Raw genomic sequence first — 13,485 nt, forward strand, 5'->3', positions numbered from 1 at the left:
CTTATTTTTATTAAATTAGTATTTGTCTACTACTACACACTTAACTACAATTGCAATTTATAAAAAATTTGATTTAATCATTTGTAACCATAAACTACCATTGAGTTTTATATAAACACTGCCAATTAATCACATTTCTAATTCCATTATTTCGTTATTCATTGAAAACCCTTGTCGTTCATAGAAAGCTACTGCCTTTTGGCTTGGCCAAACAAATAATAATTCAATTTTATTATTTGTAGCCCATTGTTTTACTTTTTTTAAAAGTTCTGTTCCTACTCCTTTATTTCTAAATTCAACCTTTGTATGAACATTGGTTACATAACCTATTTCTGCAACTAGTTTTTGTGGCTTTGGTACTTTCCGTATTCTATTTATATAAATATTTGAAACAATTATATTGTTTTCTTCTGCAATCCAATACTCCCAAGTTCCACTTTTAAGACCATTAATTAAAAATAAATTGCACTCTTTAATGAAATCTTCTTTTGAAATATCGAATTTTCCTTCTTCCTCATATTCATGTTCCCATCTCATTTCTGAAAGCATTAAAATATCACTTTCTGATGCCAATCTATAAATCACACTAACATCTCCCTTTATACAATGTGTTACTATTACATTTTAATAAAGCTAACCAAAAATCTTTACTCATCCATATACATAATAAACCAGAAATTCCATATCCTAATTCTTTCTGAAATGGACTCCCTTTTTCCCATCCTATAAACTCAGCTATCATATCTGATTTAAATACATGTCCTAAAAAACCTTGTAAACCAAAAATTATTGTCTACCCTTAACACTGAATATAAAAGATCACCGCTATACATATCGCCTTCAGGTTCCTGTAATGATTTATTTCTGTCAAAATGAATTAATATAGACCTTTTTAACTTCATAATATATTCACTTCCTAATAATTTACTATTTTGTTTTTTACGAAAATTATGTAGGCATCTCTTGTAAAAACTCCAATACCTTCTTATGTAAAAATGGTTGAATTAGAGGATATGTTAGTTTATCTGGTATATCTTCAAATAATTTAATTTCACTTATCTCAAAATGAAGATCATCATTTAACGCCTCTACTTCTGAATAAAATAGTTGCCCAAAAGATTCAGTATAATTAACATTTTCATCGCTTTCTACAGAATAAGTGCATATTGGAATTAATTTAAACTTTACTGCTCCAGTTCCCTCTACCAACTCTCTCGAAGCAGTATCATTAATATTTTCATTTTCTTCTCTATGTCCTCCAGGAATTTCCCAGGTACTTCTTTCTTTATGTCTTACATAAATCCACTGTCCATTAAATTTTGTCACTATTACTGCAAATAATAATTTATTATCTTCTATAGTATTTAATTCATAAAAATTTACTTTAATCATATACCGTGCCTCATATTTTTAATTTGTTATTTATTACTATAAAGTTTTATAAGAATGTTGTGGATACTATTTTAAATTCATGTAGCTATTTAAATTAAAATGAACCATATCTGGTTCCATATCATTATTTTTAAATATCTTTTCTTCAATGTATGTTTACTTATTTAAATCCTCTATAAGTTCATCACTTAAAGTTCCTTCTGCTATTTGTCTAACTTCTCCGGTCATTTTTATATTCCAATTGTTATCTATTTCTATTAATAATTCGCCACCAAGCATTTTAATTTTAACTTTATTATCAACTAAATTCTTTTTTCTTAAAACACTTGCTACTGCACATGATGAACTTCCAGATGCTAATGTAAATCCAGCACCTCTTTCCCATATTAATATTTCTGCTTCGCTTCTTGATATAACTTTTGCAAATTGAACATTAGTTCTATTTGGAAATTGGCAGTGGTTTTCTATAATCTTTCCATTACTTTTTATTTCATCAATATTTAATTCTTCTTTTAAAATGACACAATGCGGATTTCCTATTGAAACACAATTTATTTCATATTCTCTATCATCAACTTCCAGTTTTTCTCCTATTACTTCTTCTGTCAGGAAATTTGTAGGGATTTCTCTTGAATTAAAAATTGCTTTTCCCATATCTACTGAAATTAGTTTTGCTTTTTTGTTTGATGTTTCAATAATTTTTGCTTTGATTACTCCGCCTTTAGTTTCAACAGAAAACTCTTCGCTTTTAGTGAAGCCATAATCAAAAATATACTTACAAAATATTCTCAAGCCGTTTCCACTTTTTTCTGCTTCAGAACCATCTGGATTAAAAATTCTTAATCCAAAATCTGCCTTGCTTGATTGCACTTTCAGTAGAATCCCATCTGAGCCTATACCAAAATTAACACTACATATTCTTTGAATCGCCTTTTGTGTTAAGTTAAAATTAATTTTTTCTTTATCTAAAACAATATACTCATTTCCTAATCCATGGGTTTTAACAAAATAATTCATGTTCATTTTTTGTCTCCCTTTTTATATCTTCTAATCTTAGTTCTGCAGTAATTAATATTTACCAAGACTCTTTTAATATAGTTCGTATAATTCTATTTATACGCCTTAAAAATATTGTGTATTAAGTTATATCTAATATTTCACTTAGCTTTTTAATAGTTTTTTCTGTCCATATTTTGTATCATTACTATTACGTTCCATAAAAAAAGATACGAACTAACCACCCAAAATCACATATTACAACTGAATTACAATGTCACCACCTATTTGTTTATCTCTAAATTGCATATTAAATTCTTTAAAAATCAATTTAATTCCTGAAAGATCATCAGGCAATTGTGGAGATACAACGAAGTTATAATGAAAATGGCCTCTACCTCCACATCCATCCAACATTCGACATTCATATTGTTCACTTATAAATAGCTCAAAATTAGCATGCCTAGACTGATGTTCCAATGAATCACTTGTATTATCCCAATCTATATTAAAATTTATAACGCTAGAATTTGAGTACTGACGGATAGCCATAATAGAAAAAAGACGATTATCTATCTCGAGTGACTTTAAAACTGGTAAATTCCTTTGAAATTCTTTTGGTTTAACTAATGGTTTGTATGATTTCTCATTCCATAGTGCACCAAATACTGATTTTAATAAGTCCTCAAATAAGTTAAATTTATCTGCCCAGTTAGATATATATTCAAAAGGCGGATAACCTGGATTATTATCCGAAGTAATCTTTCGCTTATTTATTAATTCACAAATTTTTTCATCTATTTGCTTGATTCTTTCATCATAATGTTCAGTTGGTCGCTTATATGGCATTCTTTCCATTTTTATACCTCCAAAAAGATATTTTTCGCATTTATTTACATTATAACATATTTTTCAAATATTAACCTAATTTAACAGCCACTCCGCTGATATCGAATTTATATCCATACATGCTACACTCCACAATCCTTTGCCATTTGAATAAAAGCTCTCCTTTATTCATTTCTATTCTTGTTAGATATGTTAAAATGGAACAAGAACTTTGTGGTTCTAATGGATAATTATATATCATGGAGGATAAGTGTACGAATGAAACTATGGAAGAGAAATTTAATTGTGTGTTGGTTCGGAATGTTTGTATCGAGCATTGGAATGAGCCAGATTGCTCCGGTATTACCGCTTTATATAAGCCATCTTGGAATTATTAACTCAGCTTCTGGACTCGCAAATATAATTGCTGCTCCGAGACTCGGGAAACTAGCAGATAAAATTGGAGTACAAAAAGTTATGTTAATAGCACTTATTGTGGCAGGACTAGATTTTATACCACAAGCTTTTGTAACAAATCCTTGGCAGTTAATGGGGCTTCGATTTATACTAGGATTAACCAGTGCAGGGCTTATGCCTTCTGTAAATATACTCATTAAGAAGATCACCCCAAGTGAAATTACAGGCAGGGTTTTTGGAATTAATATGTCAGCAGGTTACTTAGGCATATTTGGAGGTGCTGTTTTAGGCGGACAAGTGGCAGCCTGGTTTGGTATAAGAAACGTATTTTTTATTACAGGTGCATTATTACTAATAAATGCCATGCTAGTTTATTTTAAAGTTTATAAAAGAATGAATACTTTACTAAATTAAATATTTAAAGGAGCGATATAGTTCTTTACCAAGGGAAAATCAATTAATATTTATTAATTAATTTGCTCTTGGTAAATGTAGTTATCAGCTAATATTACCATCTTCTGCTGTTTGCAATAAGTTATTCTCACATTTTTCTTCATAAGCTTTTCTTCTTTGTTCATTAATAATTTCTATGGCATTAGGAGCCTCATACATTTCAATCTTAAAATCAACTATTTCTAGATTTTTATTGAGCTCCTCCATTTGTTTCATAATTTCCTTACGATGTTCTAAAAGTATTTTTTTTCGTTCATCTATAGTACTGGCACCTTCCATACAGAAATCAATATATTTTTTAATATCTTTAATTTGCATTCCTGAATTCTTTAAACAACAAATCACTTTAAATAAACCTAAATCTGACTCAGTAAATTCCCTATTTCCTGATTTATTTCTTGCTACAAATGGTAAAAGCCCTTCTTTATCATAAAAACGAATTGTATATATAGAAAGCCCTAATATCTGTGATACATCTTTTATAGAATATGTCAATTTCAAAATCCCCTTTAAAATTTATTTTAAAAAAAGCTTGACCTCGATATAACTCTAGGTATTAACATGAGTATAAATTATAGGAAATTTATTTTCAAGTGATTTATACAAGCTTAACTAGGGTACTACTATAATTTTAAAATAAGTAAAAGTATAAATAACGAGAGATTAATTTCTAAATGATTAATAAATATTTAAAGGAGAGCTTTTTTATGAACAATAATAGTAAAATTGCATTAGTTACAGGTGGAAGTCGTGGAATTGGTAGAAATTCTGCAATATCATTATCTAAAAAAGGAATAGATGTAATTATCACTTACAATAATCAAAAGGAAAAGGCAGATGAAGTTGTAAAGGAAATCGAAGCAAATGGTGGTAAAGCTGCTGCTATTCAGCTTGATGTAAGTAATATATCTTCCTTTGATTCCTTTGCATCTAAGTTATCAGATGTTCTAAAGGATAAATGGGGTCAAGAGCATTTTAATTTTTTGATTAATAATGCCGGAATTTCAAATCATACACCTATTTTACAAGTTACAGAAGAAGAGTTTGACAAAATATTTAATGTACACTTTAGAGGAGTTTTCTTTTTGACACAAAAACTAATTCCACTTATTGCTGACGAAGGTAGAATTATAAACACTTCCACAATGTTAACTAGTTTTACATCTACAGGTTCTGGGCTTTATGCTTCTGCAAAAGGTGCAGTAGAAATTTTTACTAAATATTTAGCTAAAGAATTAGGATCAAGAAGGATAAGAGCAAATACTATAGCTCCAGGAGCTGTTAACACCGAATTTAGCGGAGATACTTATATTAAAAATCCAGGACTTAAAGATATGATTGCTTCTCAAACTGCACTCGGAAGAATGGGAGAAGCTTCTGATATTGGACCTGTTGTTGCTAGCTTATGCTCAGATGAAATGGGATGGGTCAATGGCCAACGCATTGGAGTATTTGGCTCAGTCATATAAGAACAAAGTTACTATGCTGGGCGAAATAGGGGGAGTATGAAAATATTGTATATTCATCGAATCTACAAAACTATTCTTTCCTTATTAGCCCATAACCATAACACTATTTCATATAACATGTATACATTTAGTTCGAGAGAGAATTTTCTTTTCATAATTAATCTTAATCCTGCCCGGTTATTATTCATATACTTATTTTATCTATTGTCCTCTACAAATTGAAATTTAACGAGATTATTCTTATAATCTTTTTAAAAAACTGAAGCACTAATAACTAATTATAAAACTAGTAGACTTTTCAAAAATCTAATGCATTGTATCCTTCTTTCATCTTCTCTAAAACTTCTGAAAAAAGTTTAGGTAACAACACTGTATTATCTTCTTTGTTAGATAGATAGTCTATAATAACATCAGAAATCTGCTTAATTACTGCTGCACCTTCATCAAAAAAGATTGCCGACTTTTTCCAGTAATCATCTTGGGTTTCATCTCCTAAATACTTAAGTATCTTACTCATTTTATCAAATCCACCTTTGAATTCAATGAAATCAGGCTCACCTATTCCCTTAATAGCATTTGGAATTGTTGGTACTTCGCCGAAAAACTCTACCATATTAGTTAGTATTTTATCGTACTCTTCTTTGCTAATCTCCTCCTTCCATTTTGGGAGTTCTCTAATAAACTTTTCAAACCCTTTATATCCTAGAAAACCTGTTGCTGGATTTAAAAATGAATATTTTTTCCTTGCAAGCGCGTCTTTAGCAATTTGGATTTTATTTCTTCCTTTAGTCATTCTAATGGTGCATAGTGTATTTGCCTTACTCAAACCAGGATAATTACAATTCATAGCATTACATATCTGAATATATGAAAGTGAGAGTAACTCTGACCTTCCGCAATCGTATAGATAAATCCTTTGTTTTTCATCATCATATCCAACCATAAGTATATAATGAAAGGGAATATGTTCTTTCTTGTACAGCTTATCAAAATACGGAAGGAAAAACATATCGATAGCGCCCAAAACTACTGGATATCCAGAATCAATTTCTGCCTTGGCTTTTGTTAATGCTTTTTCAAAATTCCTGTATTCAAAATGCTTATATTCAAACCCAACAATTGGCGCCAAAAATTCATACATCTTTTTTGTTCGTCCATCTCCTAAAGCCACACACCTCTTAAGTTCAGCTTTTTGAGTTTTTAAATAGCAAAAAGAACCAAAACTTGCTAGAGTAAAGAAATAATTGTTTGGTAAGCATTCTCCTGTTTTATTCATATATATATCCTCTATACCATTCCACATACATTCATAATCATCAAAATGATGTTTTATATCAATTATTTCTCGCATATTATATCTCCTAAAACTTATATTTTTGTTGCAACACAAATATAATAAACCCTCGTGCGATACTAGGGTCAATAGTTTTTATATCTTTTTTAGAGGATAATAATATTCTGTTATGTAATTATTTGAATCAAGTTCGTTGTTAGGCGCCACGAAATATTTACGTAATGGTGCATAACTTGTTTCATATCCCATACATTTAACATATTTATTAACATAACTGCTGATATCACTGATTTTGCTATAAGTTCCCTTAAATGATACAACAGCAACTTCACTTTTAGGTAACTCATAATACTTTAATCCCTTTGGTTCTGCTGGCACTTCACTGACTATTCGTAAAACTTCTGTGTCTATTATTTTATTTGTTAAATCAATGTTATGTGTTATAGCATAAGAATATTCATTATTTAATAATTTCACATTGTTCTCAATACATTTCTGTTTAAATCTTTCCCACAATGCCCCTTCATCTTCGAATTTGCTTATATTTGCCCGTAGACTTACAACTTTCCAAGACTCAAGAGTAGTTACTTTAACAGAAAAAGCATAATCACTATAAATTCCAAGATCATTAATGATTTGATTCATCCGCAGGACTTGCTCTTCAATGCACTCCTTTTCCTTTTGTTTTTCTAGAATCTTATTTTTAATTAATTTGAGTATATCATCATCAGAACAATGGTTTATCATTAGAATTTCTTTTAAATTAAAACCTAATTCTTTGAGTATTTGAATACGATTAGCTACAATTATCTGACATTCACTGTAATAGCGATAACTATTAATTTCGTCAACATACTCTGGAATAAGTAGGCCTATTTTATCATAATTTCTTAACATATTAATACTAATTCCAGTAAGTGTAGCAAATTCACCTATTTTAAGCATTTATCTAGCTCTCCTTCTTTATTGTTATAAATAGAAATATTTCATACTTGGATCGTATTTTCAAAGGGATAATTACAATTAATATAAACCATTACTTATAAATAATGTTATCTACAAATTATAATTTGTTCATAGATTATATAAATAATTTTCAATTTATATCTTAAATCAATATCGAGCCTATCATTAATAATATTGTTGCAAATGCAAACCCAAACGTCTTCCAATATCTATAGTATAAGGCTTCTATTATTCCATACAAACAAAATAATATTGAAGATATAAAAATAGTATTGGAAATATATTTATGAAGTAAATAAGATAATAAAGAAACAGCAAAGAAGATTATTCCAAATGATAACATACATATTACTTTTAATTTAATCTTTTTATATGGTATTTGAGGCGGTAATTCTCCGTGTTGCTTTCTTGCTAAATCTAATCCGTTATCTTTAATTAAATATAATGTATTGGTTATGATTTCTGTGGTACCAAAAGTTAATAGTAGTGCTCTAAATATTTCTTGCGCCCAGGTCACGATTCTTCCTCCTTTAATAAATTGTTAGTTATTTGATTTAGTGATTTATACGAAATCGGGCCCATTGTAAAGGCTGTATAAGTTAAATCTTCTTTACTACTGATTGTTAATAGGACTAAATGCCACCCAAAAAGAAATAATCCCTATTTATTAATGTTATATATAAAATCATTTGTTTTAACAGTCACTTGAACCCAAGCAGGCTTAAATCCACTTTTAATTGCATTTCTAGCAGATTTTATATTTGACCACGCACAGCAATAAAACGGAACTATATTTCTTGATAAAACTTCAAATGCAAGTTTATTTGTCAAACAAGAAGCTACTCCTTGTTTTCTGTAATCAGGTAAAACATCAACTCCAATTTGCCACATCGAATCGCAGTCTGCAGAACAACCAGCAAGTCCGATAAGTTTTCCCTTGTGATATGCACCAACAGCTAATTTGTCTAAATGCTTGCGTTTTTCACACAGCGCATTGCTCCATTCAGGCAAATATAAATCTGCAAAATCTACAGCTTCTAAAATTTTCGTTTCATAATTACATTCAAGTGGCCTTATAACTGTCATATCAGGCAAAAAATATTCAGCCATAAAGCAAACATTCATATTAAACGGCTTCAATTTTTCTATCATCACATGTAAATTTGGTGTTTCAAAGCAATGCTCTACTGGATATTTATTGATATAATCAGTAACGATTGTTGATAATTCATCAGAAACAGAAGCAACAATATTATTGCCATACGAGGTTAAGTCACACAAAAAAGGTAACTCAAGATACTTTCGTGCATTTTTATTATATTTTGAAATTACAACTTTGTTTTCAAAACCTTTAAAGTCATCGATATCGCAATTACTATCAATAGCAGATTGTTGCATAGCTATATTTAATATGTTATTATTTGTCATATAACTATCCTCCTTTATTCTATAAATGATCTGTGCCACAAATTTGAATTAAGTTTTCTATAGATTATGCGGATATTATAAATGATACTTATATGCTTATTTTGATGATAATGAAAAAATAATCCCATATAAAGCACATCCTAAAGGGAATAATATAAATATAATTCCTAAAATTATTGAGCTTGTATTAAATAAAGGTTTTAATTTAATATCTTTTGTTTTCATCTGCTTCAAGTATATTTTATTCATTGCTATGCCTGTACCACCAATAATTATCAGACATGTTCCTATAAAACAAATAAGACAAATAATAATCCCAATTATAGCCGCAATAAGCGGTAGAAAAATTAAAAAACCCACCAGATTACCTCCCTTATAATTTATTTAAAATCAATACTACTGCAATCAAATAACACAGAGTTATTAAAATGCCCACCCACATATGTATAGCCGAAAGCAGCCAATAACCAACTTTTATTTTTTTATTAGATGTTTCAAAACTTTTGCTTATCTTCATGCCTTTAAATCCTCGTATTATTGCAATAACAGCGAAAAATAGAGCCATTATAAGTGCTAAAAGAATAAGTGCGTTTCCTAGTTGTATCATCTTTTTCCCCCTTTTCCTTTTAATTTGAATTTATATATGCCAACATTATAAAAATAGTGTGAATTAAATACACACCAATATTTTATTTAGGGATTTATAACTTGGATTTAAAGTAATCTACTAAATCTAAAATAAGTTTGTCTTTATACTGTTTTGAATTTAGTTCATTAAGTATTCCTTTAACATTAATTTTTGAAAAATCCATACTAATGCATGATCCATACGTATCCATACTGCTAAAAAGAGTTTTGCCGAAGGTTTCGATATATTGCCCTTCTGTTTCCTTAAGTAATCGTTCTGATAGTAAAAATAAATATTCAGGCGCCCCCCAAGACTCTACTGAAGCCTTCCCTATTTCCTGTACTAAATCTTTTAAAAGCAATGGAGGTACTTTTATATCATTATTAAGACAAATGTAGATTGAAATCTTATTTCTAAAATCTTGGCTATCATCCTTAAATTCTTCTCCCCTGCAACCATTCCACGAAAAACATATTTTATAAAAGTCATTATCATGTTTATATCCTTCAATAAATCTTATTATTGTAGAAGCTTCTTCAGGCTTATAATAAGTATCTTGTACTTCAGCCATAATCTGCAGAATACTCTCCCTATAATTATTTTCATTTGATTTTTTAGCCATCACAACTCACCTCTGCTTGTACTCATATTATTTATCACCTTCAAAAACCATAAATCACCATTCATTTAATACTCTTACTATTCAGCATTATTATATAAACATATTATATTATAACTGTATTTTTTTACAAGCTTTTCATATTCCTACATCAGTCTTAAGTGACGTGAATAAAGACAATAAACCTTTTAAAGTGCTTATTGTCTTAAATTTGCTTATATGTGAACGCTAAAAATAATTCTATTTTCAGTCTGCCTGTTTTTTTAATCTACTGTTTAAACTCTCACATAGCCTACTTTTTCAGTCACAGCTAATCCCACTCTTACAAGAAGCCTTATTTCTATATTACACCATACTTGTAACAAAACATTTACCATTGTGACAGCTATAGACTTGTGAAAATAGCATATTATGGTATAATGTCCTTAAAGCTTAGATCGGATCAGTAGAATATGTCGACTTAATTGCTTATTAGTGTAGACTTATTCTCAATTTTTATATTAACATATAGTCAAATTTGGACTCCATTTTTTTGCGTATGCATTTCAACCTTAATGTTTGGTGAAATAATTTTGAACGGCCATAATTAAAAATTATTTATACGCTTTGGGGTATGTTTAAAGCTTCAAATTATAATTTGTAATTCAAGCTTTCATATTTTATTTATTTAACTCTTTCAAGCATTGGATGATTTTCATTAAACTCAACCAAATCCCATAAGTTACCATATAAGTCCTTAAATACTGCAACTATTCCATAATCCTGTTTTTTAGGTTCTCTAATAAATTCTATACCTATTTTTCTCATTTCATTATAATCACGCCAAAAATCATCAGTTCCTAAGAAAAGAAAAACTCTTCCGCCTGCTTGGTTTCCTATAAATGCCTCTTGTTCTGAATTTGATGCTCTGGCAAGTAATATTGTTGTTCCATTTGAACCTGGTGGAGATACTACTACCCATCTTTTCTCTTGCTCAGGTTGATATGTATCTTCAATTAATGTAAAATGAAGTTTTTTTGTGTAAAACTCGATTGCTTCATCATAATCTTTTACTACTAAAGCAATATGCACAACTGATTGAATCATTGTTCATCCCCCTTTTCTATTAAAATTTGTTATATATGCTCTACTCAAATCTGAATGCTTTGAAGCTTAAATATTTTTTTGCATATACACAACGCCAAACTTTCTATTAAACTTAACACCTATATTTTTCAATTCTCCAGCAATATAAAAATCATGTTTTTTATGAAATGCTATGCTACCATGATTCTCTGATGATATTTCTGCAACCAAATTGGTGATTCCCATTTCTAACGCATCTTGCTCTAATTTTAATAGGCATTTCTCACCCAGTCCCTTTCCTGTATATTCATTTGCAATGAAATAAGTAATGCATGCAGTTGAATTAAATGTTGGAAATGGATTATAGGGACTTAACTGACAAAAACCAACGACACAATTATTATCTATATTTTTTAGAGCATATGAAGGATACCCTTCTGATTTTTTCATTAGCATTGTATAAAACGGTTCAGGTAATTTATTGTTTGGGAAAGCAGCAGTGCCACTTTCAACATAAAAATTAAAAATTTCCATAATTTCTTTTTGATGTTCCAAATTCATTTTTTCAAAAATAATCTTCATTTACTACACCTCACAAAATATAAATATCCTTACATGAAATTACTACTTGTCTGCCTCTTTTTTATAATCATTATTTCGCCTTATGAATACTATTACGTTTTATAAGAATCTTGTGTGTTAATCATAATATCCAAGCAAAATATCCAATATTATAAATTTTTCTCCATACATATGCTATTTGCATTCCCTTTGTACGGTTCATAATTTTCTATTAGCTCATATCCATTATTTCTATACAGATTAATTGCTTCATGTTGTTTTATTCCTGTTTCTAACAGAGCATATTTATATCCTTTGCTGCTTCCTAATTTCTCTAATTCAGTAATTATTAATTTTGATAATCCTTGTCGCCTGTTCTCTTTTGTTACAAATATTCGTTTTAATTCTATGGTGTCAATATTGTATTCCTTAAATGCTCCACAGGCAACAGGTATTTCATCCTTATAAATAATTATCACGTCATTTAAATAATCAACTTTGTTATGCTTATCATATTGTTTTTGCAATTCTCCATATCGTTCATTAAGGTCATTATCTAATAGTTCAATAAGTTTTATAAAATCAATATTTGTACTATCAGTATTTAATATTTTCAAACTCATTTTATTTTCCTCCATCAATAACATATTTCATCATTAAGAAAATTACGAACTAAAACATAATGTTATGCGCTAACAATTATTTCATTGGCGAGAAGATAAAAAGCTGAATACATTTTTGCCTTCAAACTTTGCCTGATCTTACATTCGTAATATCTTATTATCACCTTCCACAATTAGATTATAACATATTTTTCAAATATTAACCTAATTTAACAGCCACTCCGCTTCTATCAAATCTATATCCATACATATTGTAATCCATAACCATTTCACCATTTGAATAGAAGCAATAATATTTTCCAGCTCAAATAAATGCCCTAATGTATACAATAATTTATTCGCAAAAATGAATAACCATATGTTCTTCCGTGAATAATAAAAAATAAAGTAAGGTGGTGATTAATATGGGTAGTTCTCAATATAACAGAAACAAAAATGACAAAAGTAATGTTGATAAAATGAAAGGTAAAAATAACAAAGATAAGGGTAATAATCAAGTAAAATCTACTACCACATAATAATTTTATATAATATAAGTTAATCTACTAATAATAATCAATTTATAATTAAATTAATTTAAAATGAATAAGCAGCCCTTTTATTGGACTGCTTTCTCTAATCTCTTATCCTAAACTGTAAATGCTAATTCATAACACATATATTAAGCAAAGTTATAATATAAATTATAGCTAAACAACATGTAAACTAGACTTATGTGGTAGCTTACCGAAATAATAAATATTTTT

General features: G+C 29.0%; 18 protein-coding genes and 1 pseudogene. 2 read left to right on the forward strand and 17 right to left on the reverse strand.

Annotation, left to right across the window (positions count from 1 at the left end; genetic code table 11):
• Positions 1–129: 129 nt before the first annotated feature.
• The 6 genes from COL3_RS19500 to COL3_RS19515 form a co-directional block, all read right to left on the reverse strand.
• Positions 130–585, reverse strand: a complete 456-nt coding sequence (locus COL3_RS19500) for a GNAT family N-acetyltransferase (RefSeq protein ID WP_008424091.1) — start codon at positions 583–585, stop codon at positions 130–132.
• A 1-nt stretch (position 586) separates the two neighbouring features.
• Positions 587–742: a DUF6790 family protein gene (locus COL3_RS28905; RefSeq protein WP_180277965.1), complete on the reverse strand. Its 156-nt coding sequence runs from the start codon at positions 740–742 to the stop codon at positions 587–589.
• A 7-nt stretch (positions 743–749) separates the two neighbouring features.
• A complete protein-coding gene (locus COL3_RS28910) occupies positions 750–902 on the reverse strand; it encodes a hypothetical protein (protein WP_008424089.1) in 153 nt (50 codons plus the stop codon).
• 46 nt (positions 903–948) lie between these two features.
• Positions 949–1,392 (reverse strand): NUDIX domain-containing protein, encoded by a 444-nt coding sequence (locus COL3_RS19505; RefSeq protein WP_008424087.1) that lies wholly within the window; start codon positions 1,390–1,392, stop codon positions 949–951.
• A 156-nt stretch (positions 1,393–1,548) separates the two neighbouring features.
• Complete coding sequence (gene dapF, locus COL3_RS19510; RefSeq protein ID WP_008424085.1) at positions 1,549–2,415, reverse strand: diaminopimelate epimerase; 867 nt, start codon at positions 2,413–2,415, stop codon at positions 1,549–1,551.
• A 231-nt stretch (positions 2,416–2,646) separates the two neighbouring features.
• Positions 2,647–3,246: a hypothetical protein gene (locus COL3_RS19515; protein WP_008424083.1), complete on the reverse strand. Its 600-nt coding sequence runs from the start codon at positions 3,244–3,246 to the stop codon at positions 2,647–2,649.
• Between the two features lie 294 nt (positions 3,247–3,540).
• Here COL3_RS19515 and COL3_RS19520 point away from each other — a divergent pair.
• Positions 3,541–4,047 (forward strand): annotated as a pseudogene (locus tag COL3_RS19520) (MFS transporter); the annotation flags it as partial.
• Between the two features lie 84 nt (positions 4,048–4,131).
• On the opposite strand, the gene COL3_RS19525 reads toward COL3_RS19520, so the two are convergent.
• Complete coding sequence (locus tag COL3_RS19525) at positions 4,132–4,581, reverse strand: MerR family transcriptional regulator (RefSeq protein ID WP_008424079.1); 450 nt, start codon at positions 4,579–4,581, stop codon at positions 4,132–4,134.
• Between the two features lie 212 nt (positions 4,582–4,793).
• Between COL3_RS19525 and COL3_RS19530 the strand changes: the two genes are divergently transcribed.
• Entirely contained in the window at positions 4,794–5,555 is a 762-nt protein-coding gene (locus tag COL3_RS19530; protein WP_008424076.1) for an SDR family oxidoreductase, read from the forward strand.
• 298 nt (positions 5,556–5,853) lie between these two features.
• Here the strand turns inward: COL3_RS19530 and COL3_RS19535 are convergent, their stop codons facing one another.
• From COL3_RS19535 to COL3_RS19580, 10 genes are all read right to left on the reverse strand, one after another.
• Positions 5,854–6,906, reverse strand: a complete 1,053-nt coding sequence (locus COL3_RS19535; protein ID WP_008424074.1) for a BtrH N-terminal domain-containing protein — start codon at positions 6,904–6,906, stop codon at positions 5,854–5,856.
• Between the two features lie 78 nt (positions 6,907–6,984).
• Positions 6,985–7,794, reverse strand: coding sequence for a MerR family transcriptional regulator (locus COL3_RS19540; protein ID WP_008424072.1), 810 nt, complete (start codon positions 7,792–7,794; stop codon positions 6,985–6,987).
• 163 nt (positions 7,795–7,957) lie between these two features.
• Positions 7,958–8,332: a hypothetical protein gene (locus COL3_RS19545; protein ID WP_008424070.1), complete on the reverse strand. Its 375-nt coding sequence runs from the start codon at positions 8,330–8,332 to the stop codon at positions 7,958–7,960.
• 143 nt (positions 8,333–8,475) lie between these two features.
• Entirely contained in the window at positions 8,476–9,243 is a 768-nt protein-coding gene (locus tag COL3_RS19550) for a GNAT family N-acetyltransferase (RefSeq protein WP_008424067.1), read from the reverse strand.
• Between the two features lie 96 nt (positions 9,244–9,339).
• Positions 9,340–9,603, reverse strand: coding sequence for a hypothetical protein (locus COL3_RS19555; RefSeq protein WP_008424065.1), 264 nt, complete (start codon positions 9,601–9,603; stop codon positions 9,340–9,342).
• 13 nt (positions 9,604–9,616) lie between these two features.
• The gene (locus tag COL3_RS19560; protein WP_008424061.1) at positions 9,617–9,850 is read right to left on the reverse strand and encodes a hypothetical protein; all 234 of its coding nucleotides are present in this window, start codon (positions 9,848–9,850) and stop codon (positions 9,617–9,619) included.
• A gap of 94 nt (positions 9,851–9,944) precedes the next feature.
• Positions 9,945–10,493, reverse strand: a complete 549-nt coding sequence (locus COL3_RS19565) for a hypothetical protein (RefSeq protein ID WP_008424059.1) — start codon at positions 10,491–10,493, stop codon at positions 9,945–9,947.
• 660 nt (positions 10,494–11,153) lie between these two features.
• Positions 11,154–11,576, reverse strand: a complete 423-nt coding sequence (locus COL3_RS19570; RefSeq protein WP_008424056.1) for a VOC family protein — start codon at positions 11,574–11,576, stop codon at positions 11,154–11,156.
• Between the two features lie 66 nt (positions 11,577–11,642).
• Entirely contained in the window at positions 11,643–12,137 is a 495-nt protein-coding gene (locus COL3_RS19575) for a GNAT family N-acetyltransferase (RefSeq protein ID WP_008424054.1), read from the reverse strand.
• 149 nt (positions 12,138–12,286) lie between these two features.
• Entirely contained in the window at positions 12,287–12,739 is a 453-nt protein-coding gene (locus COL3_RS19580; RefSeq protein ID WP_008424052.1) for a GNAT family N-acetyltransferase, read from the reverse strand.
• Positions 12,740–13,485 lie beyond the last annotated feature (746 nt).

This window comes from Clostridium sp. LS (assembly GCF_002760435.1).
GTDB lineage: Bacteria > Bacillota > Clostridia > Clostridiales > Clostridiaceae > Clostridium.